The sequence below is a fragment of the Paracoccus marinaquae genome (assembly GCF_018860165.1).
GTDB classification, from domain to species: Bacteria; Pseudomonadota; Alphaproteobacteria; order Rhodobacterales; family Rhodobacteraceae; genus Paracoccus; species Paracoccus marinaquae.
Window position 1 is genome coordinate 69889 of record NZ_JAHKNG010000010.1, and the last position, 16655, is coordinate 86543.

Consider the following 16655-nt stretch of genomic DNA (forward strand, 5'->3'; position numbering starts at 1 on the left):
GCGGGACCGGGCTATTCCCGGTGGTCGCGCTGGTCTTGGCTGGTCTCGCCATCCATCAGGCTGCGTTCGGCAGAATCGCCATAGGTCGCCCACTGCATGTCCGGGCCGCAATGCGGCAGCTCATCAGGCTCCCAGGTCAGGTGCATGTTGGCCTTCGAGATCATCATCCCGGTGATCGGGGCGGTCAGGAACAGGAACAGGGTGATCAGCAATTCGTGCCAGCTGGGCGCCTCGCCGAAGAAGGCGAACCACATGAGCGAGGCGATCAGGACGCCGCCGACGCCCAGCGTGGCGGCCTTGGTCGGTGCATGCAGGCGGGTCATCTGGTCGGGCAGCTTGACCAGCCCGTATGAGCCGACCAGCCCGAACAGGCCGCCCAGCACCAGCAGCGCCGAGATCAGGATTTCGCCGATCTGTTCCATTCCCGGTCCTTTCTATTCGATCACGTCGCCGCGCAGCAGGAACTTGGCATAGGCCACGGTCGAGACGAAGCCGACCATGGCGAACAGCATCATGATCTCGAAATACATCGTCGTGTCATGCAGGATGCCGAACAACGCGATCAGCGCGATCATGTTGATGGCCATCGTGTCCAGCGCCAGCACCCGGTCGCCGACGCCGGGCGCGAAGACCAAGCGGAAGAGGCAGAACAGCTGGCCGATCCCGAAACAGGTGAAGGCGAACCAGAGCGCATATTCGATCATTCGAAGATCTCCTTCAGCCGGGCCTCGTAGCGGGTCTTGATCTCGTCGATCACCGCCTCGGGTTCGGGGGCGTGCAGGCAATGGACCAGCAGCGCATGGCCGTTCTGCGACAGATCGGCGCTGACCGTGCCCGGGGTCAGGGTGATCGTGCCGGCCAGCACGGTGATCGCCTCGGGGGTATGCAGGTCCAGCGGGATGGTGATCCAGGCGGGCTGCAGCTTGCGGTTCGGCTTGAACAGGACGATCAGCGCGACCTGGACATTGGCCTTGATGATGTCATGCAGGACCAGCAGCACATAGAACACGATCTTGCCCGGATGGCGCAGCCGCGCGCGATCGGGCCAGTAGGGTTCGGTCAGCAGCGGAATAACCGTGCCGAGGATGACGGCGAACACCAGCGAGCCCCAGGTAAAGCGGTTCACCAGCAGCATCCAGATCACCACCAGCAGCGCCGACAGATAGGGATGGGGAAACAGGCGGCGGATCATCGCGAACCCTCCTGCTGGCGCAGCACGGATTCATAGTAGATCTGCGGGCTGGTCAGCTGATCGGCGGTGCCTTGAAGATAGCGCGTCAGCGGGCCTGCGAACAGCGTCAGGGCGACACTGCCCGCCAGCAGCGTTCCGGTCGACAGGAAGGCAAGCCAGGGGGCGGCGGAATCGGCGACATCCTGGATCGGCTCGTCGGTTTCCAGCTTGGTCGGGATCGGGCCGCGCTTCGGCGCCTCGCCCTCGTCGGTGTCGTTGCCGGGCTCGGGATCCATCTCATGCGCCTTCCAGAACAGGATCGAGCCGGCGCGGGAAAAGGCGACAAGCGCGACCAGCGAGGTGATCAGGATCGTGGACCAGATCCCTGCCATCCAGGGATCGTCCATGGTCGCGTTCAGGATCATCAGCTTGCCCAGAAAACCCGACAGCGGCGGCAGGCCGACCACGGCGATGGCGGTCAGGAAGAACAGGGCCGAGATCAGCCCGGTATTCGCGATCGCGGGCCGCAGCCGCAGCCAGAAATCGCCGCCGCGCCGGGCCGCGACCAGATCCACCACCAGAAACAGCGCCGCCCCGACCAGCGTCGAATGGATCAGGTAATAAAGCCCCGCCGTCAGCCCCTGCGCATCGAAACGCGCCACCGAGATCATCAGCATCCCGACCGAGGCGACGACCGCATAGGCCGCCAGCCGCGTCAGGCTGCGGGTGCCCAGAACCCCGATCTGCCCCAATGTCAGCGTGATCAGCGCGGCGGGCAGGATCAGGTCGGTGGCGATGTTCTCGGTCACCGAATCCTGCGGGAAGATCAGCGTGAAGAAACGGATGATCGCATAGACGCCGACCTTGGTCATGATCGCGAACAGCGCCGCCACCGGACCCGGCGCGTTGGCATAGGTCGAGGGCAGCCAGAAATGCAGCGGCACCAGCGCCGCCTTGATCGCGAAGACCAGCAGCAACAGCACGGCACCGGTGCGCAGAAGTGCCGTGTCCTCAACGGGCATCATCGCCACGCGCTCGGCCATGTCGGCCATGTTCAGCGTGCCGGTGACGGTATAGAGCGTGCCCAGTGCGGCCAGGAACAGGGTCGAGCCGGCGAGGTTGAACGAGATGTACTGCACGCCCGCACGCAGACGCATCGGGCCGCCGCCATGGATCATCAGCCCGTAGCTGGCGATCAGCAGCACCTCGAAGAACACGAACAGGTTGAAGGCGTCGCCGGTCAGGAAGGCGCCGTTCAGCCCCATCAGCTGAAACTGCCACAGCGAATGGAAATGCCAGCCCTTGCGGTCCCAGCCCGAGCCGACGCCGTAAAGCTGCACCACCACGGCGAGGATCGCCGTCAGCAGCAGCATCAGGGCCGACAGCCGGTCCAGCATCAGCACGATGCCGAAGGGCGCGGGCCAGTTCCCAAGGCGATAGACATGAACCTCGCCGCCCGCCGCCATGCCGGTCAGGACAAGCGCCACCGCCAGGGTCAGCAGGCTGCCGATAAGGCCGAAGACCCGCTGCTGCAGCAGGTCGTGGCGCATCCACAGCACCATCAGCGAGCCCAGAAGCGCGGGAACAAGGACCGGAGCGATCAGCCAGTGGGTCATGCGGTCTCGTCCTCGGGCTTCTGGTCGTCGAGTGTCTTCAGCGTCGGCATGATGCGATCGTCGTCGGGCATGTTGATATGGTCGTCGCCGCCCTCGATGAAGGCGCCAAGCGCCATCATCACCACCACGGCGGTCATGCCGAAGGAAATGACGATGGCCGTCAGCACCAGCGCCTGCGGCAGCGGATCGGTATAATCGGCGGGGTTGATGTTGCTGTGGCCCAGCAGGATCGGGGGTTTGTTCACCACCAGCCGGCCGGTCGCGAAGAGGAAGGCGTTGATCGCATAGGTCAGCATGGTCATGCCCAGCACCACCGCGAAGGTCCGCAGGCGCAGGATCAGATAGATGCCGGCCGCAGTGATCGCGCCAACGGCAGAAGCGACAAGGAACTCCATCAGCTTGCCCCCTCCGGATGTTCGTCGCTGAGGTCGATGTCCATCGGCGTCTTGTTCACGACCTCGCCGGCCTTGCGGGCGATCCGGCTGAGCGAGTTCAGCGCCAGCATCACCGCGCCGACCACGCAGAGGAACACGCCGAGATCGAAGCCCATGGCCGTGGCCAGTTCGAATTCCTCGATGAAGGGCAGCTTGAAATAGCCGTAGGCCGAGGTCAGGAATGGCCGGCCGTTGAACCAGGCCCCGAGGCCGGTGACGCCCGCCGCGACCACGCCCGCGCCGATCAGCGCGTGATAGGGAAGGGCCTGACGCTCCTGCGCCCAGCCATAGCCCGAGGCCATGTATTGCATCAGCAGGGCGATGGCGACGACGAGGCCGGCGATGAAGCCGCCGCCGGGGTCGTTATGGCCGCGCAGGAAGATGAACAGGCCCACGACCAGCGAGATCGGCAGCAGCACCCGGGTGGCGATGACCAGCATCAGCGGGTGGCGGTCGCCCGCGCGCCGCTGGTCATGGGTCCAGTTGATCAGTCGCTTGGCCGAACGGCCCTGCAGCAGTGTCTGGGTCAGGGCAAAGATCGCCAGCGCGGCAATGCCCAGCACGGTGATCTCGCCGAATGTATCATAGCCGCGGAAGTCCACCAGGATGACGTTCACCACATTGTCGCCGCCGCCCAGCTTGTAGCTGTTGTCCAGCATGTAGCTGGAGATCGTGGGGAAGGCGAAGTCGCGGCGCAGCATCGCATAGGTCAGCCCGCCGAAGCCGAGGCCGGCCAGGGTGGCGATGAATGCGTCGAAGCCGCGATGGATCGCGGGCGTCTCGGTCAGCGTCCGCTTCGGCAGGAAGTTCAGCGCCAGCAGCAGCAGAATCACCGTCACCACCTCGACCGAGATCTGCGTCAGCGCCAGATCGGGGGCCGAGAAATAGGCGAAGAAGACCGAGACGATCAGCCCGACGATGCCGACCAGCACCAGCGCCAGCACGCGGATGCGATGGAAGAAGACCATGCAGGCGGTTGCGACCATGGCCATGATCCAGCCGATCAGCGGCACCGGCGTGACCGGCAGCATGGGCCGCGTCACCGGACCGGCCGAGCCGGTATACCAGGCGAAGCTTCCGGCAAACAGCGTCGCCAGGGTGAAGGCCGACAGGGCGCGCGGCATCGAGCCGTTGGTCATGGCGTCGGTCAGTGCCCGCCCGACCAGAACGCAGCGCAGCACCACCCAGTCATAGATGGTCTTGGCCTCGGGCCGCGGCGCGGCCTCCCATGCGGCCAGCAGCGGCTTGTGCATCGACAGCAGCGTCGCGCCGCCGGCAATCGCGATCAGCGACATGATCAGCGCCGCATTCACCCCGTGCCACAACGAAATATGCGTCTCGACCTCTGCGCCGGTCACGGCGCCGGCCGAGGCATCGATCAGCCAGCCCGCCATGGTATTGGGGAACAGCCCGATCAGCACCACCAGCACCACCAGGAAGGCCGGCCCGGCCCACATGCCGAAATTCGGGTCATGCGGGTGATGCGGGTAGTCGTGCCGTTCCGGGCCAAGGAAGACCTGGACGAAGAAGCGCAGCGAATAGCAGACCGAGAACAGCGCGGCGAGCGTGGCGAACAGCATGAAGCCCTGTTTCGCCACCTCCAGATGGCTGACCTCGTAGAGCATCATCTCCTTCGACAGGAAGCCGTTCAGGGGCGCGATCCCGGCCATGGACAGCGCCGCGACGGTGCCGATGACGAATGTCACCGGCATCAGCCGACGCAGGCCCCCGAGCCGCGCGATCGAGCGTGTCCCGGTCTCGTGGTCGATGATCCCGGCGGTCATGAACAGCGCGGCCTTGAAGGTGGCATGGTTGATGATGTGGAACACGGCGGCGATGGCGGCCTCTTCGGTGCCGAAGCCCAGCAGCATGGTGATCAGGCCCAGATGGCTGACCGTGGAAAAGGCCAGCAGCGCCTTGAGATCGTCCTTGAAGGTGGCGATCAACGCCCCCAGCAGCATGGTGACCAGCCCGGTCGTGGCGACGATCCAGAACCACTGCTCGGTTCCCGACAGAACCGGCCACAGCCGCGCCATCAGGAACAGCCCGGCCTTCACCATGGTGGCGCTGTGCAGATAGGCGGAAACCGGGGTCGGCGCGGCCATCGCATGCGGCAACCAGAAATGGAACGGGAATTGCGCCGACTTGGTGAAGGCACCGATCAGGATCAGGATCAGGGCCGGCGTGTACCAGGGGCTGGACTGAACCGCCTCCCGGGCCGTCAGGATATCGCTGATGTCATAGCTGCCGGCGATCTGCCCCAGGATCAGCAGGCCGGCGATCATCGCCAGCCCGCCGAGGCCGGTCACCGCCAGCGACATGCGCGCGCCCTGGCGCCCCTCGGGCAGGTGCCGCCAATAGCCGATCAGCAGGAAGGACGACAGCGAGGTGAGTTCCCAGAACACCAGCAGCAACAGGATGTTGTCGCTCAGCACGATGCCGACCATCGCGCCCTGGAACAGCATCAGGTAGGTATAGAACTTGCCGACCGAATCCTTCCGCGACAGGTAGAAGCGCGCATAGAGGATGATCAGCAGGCCAATGCCCAGAATCAGGATCCCGAACAGCAGCGACAACCCGTCGATGCGGAAATTGGCGTTCAGCTGGATCTGTGGCAGCCAGGCGATCCGCGCCGTGATCACCTCGCCGCGCAGGATCGCGGGGATATGCAGCAGCAAGCCCAGCAATGCGACCAGCGTCGTCGTCCCGCAGGCCGCGGCCGCCACCGTGCGCCCCGAGCGGATCAGAAGGCCGGGAAGCAGCGCCCCGATGAAAGGCAGCAGGGCGATGAGGGCTGGCGACATGGGTCCTCGTTCCTGTGGCGGATTATTGTTGTAATTGACCTTGTGTTTCCAATCGGGCGCTTGAAGTCAAGCAAATGCCCCGGACAAACCGTTCCCTCTAGGCGATGTTCGCCTTTCGTGCTAGTTCAGGGAAAAACCGGAAAGGGGCAGGCATGCGGGTTCTGGGGATCGATCCCGGGTTGAGGAACATGGGCTGGGGCATCATCGACATGGACGGGCCGCGGCTGCGCCATGTGGCGAACGGGGTGATCCGCAGCGGAGGGGGCGGCGATGCGGCACTGGGGGCGCGGCTGTCGGTGCTGTTTCGCGGGCTCTGCGCGGTGATCGCGGAACATGCCCCGGACGCGGCGGCGGTCGAGCAGACCTTCGTCAATCGCGATGCGGTCGGAACGCTGAAGCTGGGTCAGGCGCGCGGGATCGCGGTGCTGGCCCCGGCCGAGGCCGGGATCGAGGTCGGCGAATACGCCCCGAACGCGGTCAAGAAGACCGTGGTCGGCGTCGGCCATGCCGGCAAGGAACAGATCCAGCACATGGTGCGGGTGCAGCTGCCCGGCGTGCAGTTCGAAGGGCCGGATGCCGCCGATGCGCTGGCCATCGCCATCTGCCATGCCCATCACCTGCAGGGCCGCGCGATCCGGCCCGCGCGGGGTGTGGCATGATCGGCCGCATTGCCGGGGTGATCCTGCACCGGGCGCGCGACCATGTGCTGATCGATGTGCGCGGCGTCGGCTATATCGTCCATGTCAGCGAACGCACGGCGGCCGGCCTGCCCCCGGCGGGGCAGGCGGTGGCGCTCTATACCGATCTTCTGGTGCGCGAGGATCTGCTGCAGCTGTTCGGCTTTCCGACGCTGCTGGAGAAGGAATGGCACCGGCTGCTGACCTCGGTGCAGGGGGTCGGCTCGAAGGTCTCGCTGGCCATTCTGGGCACCCTGGGGGCCGAGGGGCTGGGCCGGGCGATTGCGCTTGGCGACTGGTCCTCGGTCCGCAAGGCGCAGGGCGTGGGGCCGAAGCTGGCGCAGCGCGTGGTGCTGGAACTGAAGGACAAGGCGCCGGCGATCATGGCGCTTGGCGGCGATCTGACGGTCGATGCGGGCGGTGCGGACGGGCCGGGCATCGAGCCCGGCCCGTCCGCCGCCCCGGCGCCGGCCTCGACGGCCGGCCCCGGGGCGCGCCCCATCGCCGACGTGGCGCAGACGGCAAGGGCGGCGGCCGATGCCCTGTCGGCGCTTGGCAATCTCGGTTACGCCCAATCCGAGGCGGTAACGGCGGTCGCCGAGGCGCAGGCGCGGGAACCCGGGGCCGATACCGCGGCGCTGATCCGCGCGGCACTGAAGTCGCTGGCGCCGAAGGGGTAGGCGCATGGCCGGACACATGCGCACCTTCATCCTGATGGCCGCCATGACCGCGCTGCTCATGGGGCTGGGCTGGATGCTGGGTGGCCGGGGCGGGGCCGTCCTCGCACTGATCCTTGCCGGTGCCGGCAATGTCTTCGCCTGGTGGAACAGCGACAGGATGGTGTTGCGCCAGCAGGGCGCGGTGGAACTGACCCCGCAGCAGGGGGCCGAGCTGCATGCGCTGGTGGCCGGACTTGCCCGACGCGCGGACCTGCCGATGCCGCGGGTCTATCTGCTGCCGACCGAACAGCCCAACGCCTTCGCCACCGGCCGCAACCCCTCGAACTCGGCCGTGGCCGTCACGCAGGGGCTGCTGCGCGGCCTGAACCGCGATGAGCTTGCCGGCGTCATCGCCCACGAACTGGCCCATATCCGCCATCGCGACACGCTGACCATGACCGTCACCGCGACCATGGCCGGGGCCATTGCGATGATGGGCAACATGCTGCTGTTTTCCGGCGGTCGCGAGGATCGCGGCGGCGGCCTTGGCGCGATCCTGGCGATGATCTTTGCCCCCGTCGCCGCCATGATGGTGCAGATGGCGATCTCGCGCAGCCGGGAATACGAGGCGGATCGCGGGGGGGCCGGGATCTGCGGCCAGCCGCTGGCGCTGGCTTCGGCCCTGAACCGGATCGCGCAGCTGGCGGGGCGCAGCCTGAACATCCCGGCCGAGCGTAACCCGGCCTCGGCGGCGCTGTTCATCATCAACCCGCTGCACGGGTTGCGCATGGACAACCTGTTCGCCACCCACCCGCCGACCGAGGAACGGATCGCGCGATTGCAGCGGATGGCCAAGCCATGACCCAGCCCGACCCGACCCTTCGCCCCGAACGGCTTGAGGACGAGACCGAGGACCGTGCCCTGCGCCCGCAGGCGCTCAGCGATTTCGTGGGTCAGGCCGAGGCGCGCGCCAATCTGCGGGTCTTCATCGAAAGTGCGAAGATGCGTGGCAAGGCCATGGATCACACGCTGTTTTTCGGCCCGCCCGGCCTTGGCAAGACCACGCTGGCGCAGATCATGGCGCGCGAACTGGGGGTGAACTTCCGCATGACCAGCGGTCCGGTTCTGGCGCGGGCCGGCGATCTGGCCGCGATCCTGACCAATCTGGAAGCCCGCGACGTGCTGTTCATCGACGAGATCCACCGCATGAACCCGGCGGTGGAAGAGGTGCTTTACCCGGCGATGGAGGATTTCGAACTGGATCTGGTGATCGGCGAAGGCCCCGCCGCCCGCACCGTCCGGATCGAGTTGCAGCCCTTCACGCTGGTCGGGGCGACGACACGGCTGGGCCTGCTGACGACGCCGCTGCGTGACCGCTTCGGCATTCCGACCCGGCTGCAGTTCTACGAGATCGCCGAGCTTGACCTGATCGTCCAGCGCGGGGCGCGGATGATGGGGATCGAGGCCGATCCCGACGGCACGCGCGAGATCGCGCGCCGTGCCCGCGGCACGCCGCGCATCGCCGGCCGGCTGCTGCGCCGGGTGATCGATTTCGCGCTGGTCGAGGGCGATGGCCGCCTGACCCGGCAGATCGCCGATACGGCCCTGACCCGGCTGGGCGTCGACGATCTGGGGCTGGACGGCGCCGATCGCCGCTATCTGACGCTGATGGCCGAGCATTACGGTGGCGGCCCGGTCGGGGTCGAGACGCTGTCGGCGGCCCTGTCGGAAAGCCGCGATGCCATCGAGGAGGTGATCGAGCCCTATCTGCTGCAGCAGGGCCTGATCGCGCGCACGCCCCGGGGCCGCCAGCTTGCCGCCCGGGCGTGGCGGCATCTGGGATTGGCGGCGCCGGTTCCTCAGGGACAGACCAGACTGTTCGAGGATTAGGCGGGACCGGAGGCCGATTGGGGCGGGCTTGATCTCTTGGCGGTCGCCTTATGGGGTAAGGCCGTCGGGATCGGGCAGGCCGTTGGCGCGCGCGGTGGCGGTCAGGGTATTGGCCAGCAGGCAGGCGATGGTCATCGGGCCGACGCCGCCCGGGACCGGGGTGATGGCGCCGGCGACCTTGCGCGCGGCTTCGAAATCGACATCGCCCACCAGCCCGTCATCGGTGCGGTTGATGCCGACATCGACGACCGTGGCGCCGGGCCTGATCCAGTCGCCTCCGACGAAAAGCGGGCGGCCGACGGCGGCGACGAGAATATCGGCCTCGCGGCAGAGCGCGGGCAGATCCGCGGTGCGCGAATGGGCGATGGTGACGGTGGCGCTGTCGCGCAGCAGAAGCTGCGCCATCGGCTTGCCGACGATATTGCTGCGCCCGATCACCACCGCGCGCTTGCCCGACAGGCTGCCCAGCCGGTCGCGCAACAGCATCAGGCACCCCAGAGGCGTGCAGGGCACCATCGCCTTCTGCCCGGTCGCCAGCCGCCCGACATTGAGGATATGAAAGCCGTCCACATCCTTCTCGGGGGCGATGGCGTTGATCACCGCCGCCTCGTTCATATGGCCGGGCAGGGGCAGCTGTACCAGGATGCCGTTCACCGCGGGGTCGGCGTTCAGCCTTTCGATCAGCGCCAGAAGTTCGGCCTCGGGCGTTTCGGCGGGCAGGCGATGCTCGAAGGAATTCATGCCGACCTCGAGGGTCTGCTTGCCCTTCGAGCGCACATAGACCTGGCTGGCCGGATCCGCGCCCACCAGAACCACCGCCAGGCCCGGCGTGATGCCGCGGGCCTTCAGCGCCGCGACCTCGGTTGCGATCCGGGCGCGCAGGCCGGCCGCAAAGGCCTTGCCGTCAATCAGCGTGGCGGTCATCTTGTCTTCCCTTCAGTTGACGGTCTTCCTGCGCGATCGCGGCCTCGACCAGCTGGCGCCAGATTGTCTCGATCAGATCGGGTTCCAGCCCTGCGGCAGCGGCGTTGTGGCGCGCATTTGCGACCACCTGCTCGACCCGCCAGCCGATGCGGGCGGGCAGGTTTTCGGCCGCCTTGATCCGGCCGGCGCGGTCGATCAGCGCGTGCCGGCGGGCCAGAAGCGCGATCAGCTGCCGGTCCAGCGCGTCGATCTCGGCGCGCAGGGCCGTCATGTCGGGAATATCGTCTATCTCGGTCATGGGCAGGGCATGCACCGAGGCCGGCGCGGGTGCAAGGGGCTTGCCGCCGGCGCGGCGCGGCACCCGCCGAGCCGGGCGGGACGGCGAGGCCGGACACGAAAAAACCCGGCCACGGGGGCCGGGTTTTCCGAAAGGTCAGCCCGATTTCGGGCCGAGTTCAGGCCGGCGCGGGGTCGCCGCCGGGGGCCGGCTTGCCGGCCTTGGGAACGGCGGTGACCGAGGGGATGGCGCTGCCCGGCGTGTCGTCATCGCCGCCCAGAGCCTCGCCGCGGATGATCTTGCCGATCTCCTCGCCGGTCAGGGTCTCGTATTCCAGCAGGCCCTGGGCCAGCCGTTCGAATTCCTCGTTCTTCTCGATCAGGATGCGGCGGGCTTCCTGATAGCCTTGTTCGATCAGGTCGTGGACCTCCTGCTCGATCAGTTCCTTGGTCGCCGCCGAGATCGAGAAGCCGCCGGTATTGCCGTTGTAACCCTCATGCGCCTCGGCATAGTCGATATTGCCGACCTTGTCGGACATGCCCCACCGCATCACCATGGCGCGGGCCAGCTGGCTGGCCTGCTGGATGTCGCCGGCAGGGCCGTTCGAGACACCCTCTTCACCGTATTTGATGATCTCGGCCGCCTTGCCGGCCATGGTCATCGCCAGCTTTTCCTTGGCCTCGTCCTTGTGGTAGTTCAGCCGGTCCATCTCGGGCAGGCTGACCACCATGCCAAGCGCGCCGCCGCGCGGGATGATCGTCGCCTTGTAGACCGGGTCGCATTTCGGCAGGCTGAGGCCGACGATGGCGTGGCCGGCCTCGTGATAGGCGGTCTTTTCCTTCTGCTCGGGCGTCAGCACCATCGAGCGGCGCTCGACCCCCAGCATCACCTTGTCCTTGGCGTTCTCGAAATCTTCCATGCTGACAAAACGCCGTCCGATCCGCGCCGCCATCAGCGCCGCCTCGTTGACGAGGTTCATCAGATCCGCGCCCGAGAAGCCGGGCGTGCCGCGGGCGATGATGCGCAGGTCGACATCGGGGCCGACCGGCACCTTGCGGGCATGGACGCCAAGGATCTTCTCGCGGCCCTTGATGTCGGGATTGGGCACATGGATCTGGCGGTCAAAGCGGCCGGGGCGCAGCAGCGCCGGGTCCAGCACGTCCTTGCGGTTGGTGGCGGCGATGATGATGATGCCCTCATTCGCCTCGAAGCCGTCCATCTCGACCAGAAGCTGGTTCAGGGTCTGCTCGCGCTCGTCATTGCCGCCGCCGATGCCGACGCCGCGCGACCGGCCCACGGCGTCTATCTCGTCGATGAAGACGATGCAGGGGGCCGATTTCTTGGCCTGCTCGAACATGTCGCGGACGCGCGAGGCGCCGACGCCCACGAACATCTCGACGAAATCCGAACCCGAGATGGTGAAGAAGGGCACGCCGGCCTCGCCTGCGATCGCGCGGGCCAGCAGCGTCTTACCGGTGCCCGGAGGGCCGACCAGCAGCGCGCCTTTCGGGATCTTGCCGCCCAGGCGGCTGAATTTCTGCGGGTTGCGCAGGAATTCGACGATCTCCTCAAGCTCTTCCTTGGCCTCGTCGATGCCGGCCACGTCGTCGAAGGTCACCCGGCCGTGCTTCTCGGTCAGCAGCTTGGCGCGCGACTTGCCAAAGCCCATGGCGCCGCCCTTGCCGCCGCCCTGCATGCGATTCATGAAGAAGATCCACACCCCGATCAGCAGGATGAAGGGCAGCCAGACGCCCAGCAGCGACATGATGCCCGACTGCTGCTGCTTGACGACCTTCACGTTGACGCTCTTGTCGATCAGCCGGTCGGTGATTTCCTCGCCCATCGGACGCACGGTCGCATATTGCTGGCCATCGGTGCCGGTGATCATCAGATCCTCGCCATCGATGGTCACGGCCGAGACCTGATCATTGTCCACCCGCTCGATGAAATCCGAATAGCTGATCTGGCGGCTGTTCATGGTCGCGGTCCCGTCGCTGAACAGGTTGAACAGCGCCAGGATCATCAGGAACAGGACGACCCAGAAGGCCAGATTGCGTGCGTTGCCCAAAACGGGTCCTCCGGCGGAAAGCAGTTTGGCATGAAAATAGGGATTATCGCCGCAGGTTCAATGCACCACGACCAGTCTGCGGAAATCTGCCGCGCCGCGGATCGGCCAGACCTCGTGCGAGTCGGGTCGGTGCAGCAGCGGGGCGGCGATCAGCCGGCCGCCGTCGCGGATTGCCGGACTCGCCGCCGCCTCGTCGCGGCTCAGCGCCGTGCCGCGCCAAGGAAGTTCCGTCAACGCATCATAACCCAGGGCAGAAACACGTTGTCCGGGTTCTAACCCGCGGATCTGCCAGCGATTGTCCCAGACAGGCCCGGCACCTGCATTCGCGCGTAATGCCGCCGCAGGCTCGCGGATGACGCGCAATTGCCCGTCTGACGCCTCGATCAATGCGCCGTCCAGCGTGACCCGGCTGCCGGCCTCGACTGCGCTCAGCGCGTTCATGACCGTCGCCCGGCGGGGGGGATAGGCGGCGCCGGTGATCCAGCGGCAGGCGGCGATCAGCAGGCGGCGGCGAATCTCGGCCGGGGCGTCGCGGAAGGGCTGCAATGGCAGGGCGATGCTGCCCCGCGCGACCGCGGCCTTGTCGGCGATGGCGGCGGCGTAATGGGTCAGGGCGTCACGCGCCTCACCGATATGGATTGCCGCCCGGGCCAGTGCGGCGGGATCCAGACCACAGGCCGCGATCGCCTTGCGGATGCGGATGCGTTCGAAATCCTCGTTCTCGTTGCTGGGATCGTCGATCCAGCCGATGCCACGCCCGCAAAGCCAGTCGCGCAACTCGGCCCGGCCGACGCCCAGCATCGGCCGCAGCCACAGCATGTCATGGGCCTCCCGCTGCTCGGCCATGGCGGCCAGCCCGTCCAGTCCCGATCCGCGCGCCAGCCGCATCATCAGCGTCTCGGCCTGATCGTCGGCCGTATGGCCAAGCGCCACCGCCGGCAGCTGCTGGCGTCGCGCCCAGTCCGACAGCAGCCGCAGCCGCGCGTCGCGGGCAGCGGCCATCAGGTTGCCGGTTTCGTCCGCGCGTTGCCAGTGCAGCGTCTCATGCGGCAGCCCCAGCCTTGCGGCCTCGCGGGCGACCGCCCACGCCTCCTCCGCGCTTTCGGCGCGCAACCCGTGATCGACGGTCGCCACCATCACCCTGCGTGCGCGGGCCCAGCCGGCCGCGATGTGCATCAGGGCGACCGAATCACCGCCGCCCGAAACCGCGATCCCGAGCGCGGGCCGATCACCCGCCAACCGATCCAGTGCTGCACGGATGCGGGCGGCGGGATTGGTCTGCGGCGCGGTCATGGCCGCCCGGTCACTCGTATTCGGCCAGGTCGGATTCTGCCTCGGGGTCCAGATCACCAAGATCCCCGCCCGCGCCCCCGAGATCGAAGCCGCCGCAATTCAGCACGGTCATGCGCCGCTCGGCCTCGGCGGCGGGCGTGCTGCCGGGAAACCGGGCCGGAATCTCGGCCAGGTAGAGGCAGGAGGCCATCGCATCGCCGTCCGCAGCGATCACCTGGGCGATGCCCAGCAGGCTGTCGGCGGCGCGCGGCCCATCGGGCGAGGCGGCAAATCCTTCCAGCCAGGCCGCTGCGGCGCCCTTGGGATCGCCGGCGCTGTCCAGCGCGGCGCCGCGCAGATACAGTGCCTCGGCGGTCAGCGGCCCGCCGGCATGGTTCTTGGCCACCTCGCCGAAAAGCTGCGCTGCCCGCTGGAAATCGCCATTGTCCAGCGCCTCGCTGGCGCGGTCGAAATCGGCCTGTTCGGCGGCGGTGGTGGCCGGGTCCGTCGCCGGCGTCAGCCGGGATGGCGAGGACGGCAGCACCTGCGGCGCGGTGGCACCGCCTGCGGCCATTCCGCCCAGTTCCGGCGAGGTCAGCGCGCCCAGATCGCAGGTCTCGTCCATCTCGCACAGGCGGAATTCGAGGTCGCCGATCCGGCGGGTGCCGTCCTCGACGATGCGGTTGATGCGGTTCTGCAATTGCTCGATCCGGTCGGTCAGCTGCATCAGCTGGCTTTCCATCGCGTTCATGCGGTCGATGGCGAGTTCGCCGCCCGCGGCCTGAAATCCGACCGCGCCCGACGCGACCAGTTCGGTCCGCAGCGATTGCAGATCCCCCCTCAGCACCGAAAGCTGGGCGCGCAGGTCGGCCAGGGTCGGCTCCTGAGCCGCGACCGGCAGTGCCAGCATCGCCGACAGCAGGAAGGCGGCGGTGCGTCGCATCACGATCCGGCCCCGCTGTCGCTGACGACGGTCACCACGCGGCGGTTCTGGGCATAGCAGGCCTCGTCCGAGCAGGTCTCGGCCGGGCGTTCCTTGCCAAAGCTCAGCGTCCGGATGCGCGGTGCGGCGACGCCCTGGGCGATCAGATATTCCTGCACCGCGCTGGCCCGGCGCGCGCCGAGCGCAAGATTGTATTCGCGGGTGCCGGTTTCCTCGGCATGGCCCTGGACCACGGCCGAGAAATTCGGGTGCTGGCCCAGCCAACCCGCCTGACGCGCCAGGATCGCCCGTGCCTCGGCGGTCAGCGTCGTCTGGCCGGCGGGGAACAGCACGGTGTTGCCGATCTGGGTGTCGAAATACTGGGCCGAAGCCTCGCCCCCCAAGGTGCCGCCGGCGAGGTCGCCCTGATACAGCGCGCCGGTGCCGGTACTGGCATAGGGATCAAAGACCTGCTGCGGCGGTTCGGGCCGGGCGCAGGCGGCTACGGTCAGCAGACAGGCGGCGGAAACGAGCTTTGTCCAGACATTCATTGCGGCATCCTTCGGGCACATCGTGCTTCGGGCGTCATCTTCACGGCATCAGCGGACCCCAAGACGGGTCCGAGGCGGCAAAGTCAAGGTCCAGCGGCCGCATGTTGCGGCCGGTGATGTCGACGGAATGCAGTCGCGGCTGGCCGCTGCCACCCGGGGTGACCCGGGTGAACATCACCACCCGGCCATTGGGCGCCCAGCTTGGACCCTCGTCAAGAAAAGATTCCGTCAAGTTTTTCTCACCCGAACCGTCGGTGCGCATGACACCGATATGGAACCGTTCGCCGACCTGTCTTGTATAGGCGATCAGATCGCCCTTGGGCGACCAGGCCGGGGTGCCATAGCGTCCCTCGCCAAAGCTGATCCGGCTGGGCTCGCCGCCCTCGATGCCGACGATATAGAGCTGCGGCGTGCCCGAGCGGTCGGATTCGAACACCACCCGCCGACCGTCGGGGCTGAAGCTGGGCGAGGTCTCGATCGACGGGGCATCGGTCAGCGGCCGCTGCGCGCCGGTGGCCGCGTCCATCAGCCAGATGTCGGTATTGCCGCCCTGTTCCAGCGAATAGACCACCCAGCGGCCGTCGGGCGAATAGCGCGGCGCGAAGGCCATGCTGTCGCCGCCCTGGGTCAGCGGGCGCGAGGCCACCGTGGCCACGTCCATCACCCGGATCTGCGGGAACCCGCTGTCGAAGCTGGTATAGAGCAGCGACCTGCCATCGGGCGAAAACCGCGGCGCCAGCACCAGCGACGAGCTGTCGGTCATCCACAGGATGTTGGCACCGTCGTAATCCATCACGCCGATGCGCTTGATCCGCGCGTTCTTGGGGCCGGTTTCCTGCACGAAGGCGACGCGGCTGTCGAAATAGGGGGCCTCTCCGGTCAGCCGGGTATAGATCTGGTCGGCGATCTTGTGCGCGGCGCGGCGCCAGTCGGCGGCGCGGGCGTCGAACTGCATGCCGTCGCCCTGAGGCTGGCCGGCGAAGACGTCGAAGAGACGGAACCTGACGCTGATGCCCTCGCCCGAGCGGGCGACCTCGGCGGTGACCAGCACCTGGGCGTCGATGGCACGCCAGTCCTCATAGGCGACGGCCTCGGCGAAACTGTCGGGGCGGGCGATCTGTGCCTCGGCCGGAATTTCGCGGAACAGGCCGGTGCCGGTCAGATCGTCGGCGACGACCGCGCGGATCTTCCCGGCGATCTCGGCATCGCCGAAAAAGGCCGGAAGGGCGATCGACATCGGCTCGACCACGCCATCGGTGATCTCGATGCGCAAGGGGGCGTCCTGCGCCAGCGCGGGCAGGCCGGCCAGCGGGGCGGCGGTCAGGCCAAGGACGAAAGCAATGGTCAGGTTGCGGAACATGGGTCCTCTCTAGCCGGATTGGCGCCGCGG

General features: G+C 67.4%; 17 protein-coding genes. 4 read left to right on the forward strand and 13 right to left on the reverse strand.

The window, feature by feature from the left end; translation table 11 throughout:
* Window positions 1–11 precede the first annotated feature (11 nt).
* Genes KNW02_RS07925 through KNW02_RS07950 form a run of 6 tightly spaced genes read right to left on the reverse strand, consistent with a single transcriptional unit; the run spans window position 12 to window position 6025 of the window.
* The gene (locus tag KNW02_RS07925) at window positions 12–422 is read right to left on the reverse strand and encodes a Na+/H+ antiporter subunit G (RefSeq protein ID WP_216032726.1); all 411 of its coding nucleotides are present in this window, start codon (window positions 420–422) and stop codon (window positions 12–14) included.
* Window positions 423–434: 12 nt separating this feature from the next.
* Window positions 435–704 carry a K+/H+ antiporter subunit F gene (locus KNW02_RS07930; RefSeq protein WP_216032727.1) on the reverse strand — a complete coding sequence of 90 codons (270 nt, stop codon included), beginning with the start codon at window positions 702–704 and terminating at the stop codon, window positions 435–437.
* Window positions 701–1192 carry a Na+/H+ antiporter subunit E gene (locus KNW02_RS07935; RefSeq protein ID WP_216032728.1) on the reverse strand — a complete coding sequence of 164 codons (492 nt, stop codon included), beginning with the start codon at window positions 1190–1192 and terminating at the stop codon, window positions 701–703. Before KNW02_RS07935 ends, KNW02_RS07930 begins: the two co-directional genes overlap by 4 nt.
* Entirely contained in the window at window positions 1189–2787 is a 1599-nt protein-coding gene (locus tag KNW02_RS07940) for a monovalent cation/H+ antiporter subunit D (protein ID WP_216032729.1), read from the reverse strand. The genes KNW02_RS07935 and KNW02_RS07940 overlap by 4 nt, the downstream gene beginning before the upstream one ends.
* Complete coding sequence (locus KNW02_RS07945) at window positions 2784–3182, reverse strand: Na+/H+ antiporter subunit C (protein WP_216032730.1); 399 nt, start codon at window positions 3180–3182, stop codon at window positions 2784–2786. The genes KNW02_RS07940 and KNW02_RS07945 overlap by 4 nt, the downstream gene beginning before the upstream one ends.
* Entirely contained in the window at window positions 3182–6025 is a 2844-nt protein-coding gene (locus KNW02_RS07950; protein WP_216032731.1) for a monovalent cation/H+ antiporter subunit A, read from the reverse strand. Before KNW02_RS07950 ends, KNW02_RS07945 begins: the two co-directional genes overlap by 1 nt.
* A 152-nt stretch (window positions 6026–6177) precedes the next feature.
* On the opposite strand from KNW02_RS07950, the gene ruvC reads away from it, so the two are divergent.
* The 4 genes from ruvC to ruvB are packed head-to-tail and all read left to right on the forward strand — an operon-like array spanning window position 6178 to window position 9251.
* Window positions 6178–6684 (forward strand): crossover junction endodeoxyribonuclease RuvC, encoded by a 507-nt coding sequence (gene ruvC / locus KNW02_RS07955; protein WP_216032732.1) that lies wholly within the window; start codon window positions 6178–6180, stop codon window positions 6682–6684.
* Window positions 6681–7382, forward strand: a complete 702-nt coding sequence (gene ruvA / locus KNW02_RS07960; protein WP_216032733.1) for a Holliday junction branch migration protein RuvA — start codon at window positions 6681–6683, stop codon at window positions 7380–7382. The genes ruvC and ruvA overlap by 4 nt, the downstream gene beginning before the upstream one ends.
* Window positions 7383–7386: 4 nt before the next feature.
* On the forward strand, window positions 7387–8223 hold the full coding sequence (locus tag KNW02_RS07965) for a M48 family metalloprotease (protein ID WP_216032734.1): 837 nt from the start codon (window positions 7387–7389) through the stop codon (window positions 8221–8223).
* Window positions 8220–9251 (forward strand): Holliday junction branch migration DNA helicase RuvB, encoded by a 1032-nt coding sequence (gene ruvB, locus KNW02_RS07970; RefSeq protein WP_216032735.1) that lies wholly within the window; start codon window positions 8220–8222, stop codon window positions 9249–9251. Before KNW02_RS07965 ends, ruvB begins: the two co-directional genes overlap by 4 nt.
* Window positions 9252–9299: 48 nt before the next feature.
* Here the strand turns inward: ruvB and folD are convergent, their stop codons facing one another.
* From folD to tolB, 7 genes are all read right to left on the reverse strand, one after another.
* Window positions 9300–10175 (reverse strand): bifunctional methylenetetrahydrofolate dehydrogenase/methenyltetrahydrofolate cyclohydrolase FolD, encoded by an 876-nt coding sequence (folD, locus tag KNW02_RS07975; RefSeq protein WP_216032736.1) that lies wholly within the window; start codon window positions 10173–10175, stop codon window positions 9300–9302.
* A complete protein-coding gene (locus tag KNW02_RS07980) occupies window positions 10156–10473 on the reverse strand; it encodes a chorismate mutase (RefSeq protein WP_252733546.1) in 318 nt (105 codons plus the stop codon). Before KNW02_RS07980 ends, folD begins: the two co-directional genes overlap by 20 nt.
* A gap of 157 nt (window positions 10474–10630) precedes the next feature.
* Window positions 10631–12520, reverse strand: coding sequence for an ATP-dependent zinc metalloprotease FtsH (ftsH, locus tag KNW02_RS07985; protein WP_216032737.1), 1890 nt, complete (start codon window positions 12518–12520; stop codon window positions 10631–10633).
* A gap of 57 nt (window positions 12521–12577) precedes the next feature.
* Complete coding sequence (tilS, locus tag KNW02_RS07990) at window positions 12578–13813, reverse strand: tRNA lysidine(34) synthetase TilS (RefSeq protein ID WP_216032738.1); 1236 nt, start codon at window positions 13811–13813, stop codon at window positions 12578–12580.
* A gap of 10 nt (window positions 13814–13823) precedes the next feature.
* Window positions 13824–14735, reverse strand: coding sequence for a tetratricopeptide repeat protein (locus KNW02_RS07995; RefSeq protein ID WP_216032739.1), 912 nt, complete (start codon window positions 14733–14735; stop codon window positions 13824–13826).
* On the reverse strand, window positions 14735–15265 hold the full coding sequence (gene pal, locus KNW02_RS08000; RefSeq protein WP_216032740.1) for a peptidoglycan-associated lipoprotein Pal: 531 nt from the start codon (window positions 15263–15265) through the stop codon (window positions 14735–14737). The genes KNW02_RS07995 and pal overlap by 1 nt, the downstream gene beginning before the upstream one ends.
* Before the next feature lie 40 nt (window positions 15266–15305).
* Window positions 15306–16625, reverse strand: coding sequence for a Tol-Pal system beta propeller repeat protein TolB (tolB, locus tag KNW02_RS08005; protein WP_216032741.1), 1320 nt, complete (start codon window positions 16623–16625; stop codon window positions 15306–15308).
* Window positions 16626–16655: the final 30 nt, after the last annotated feature.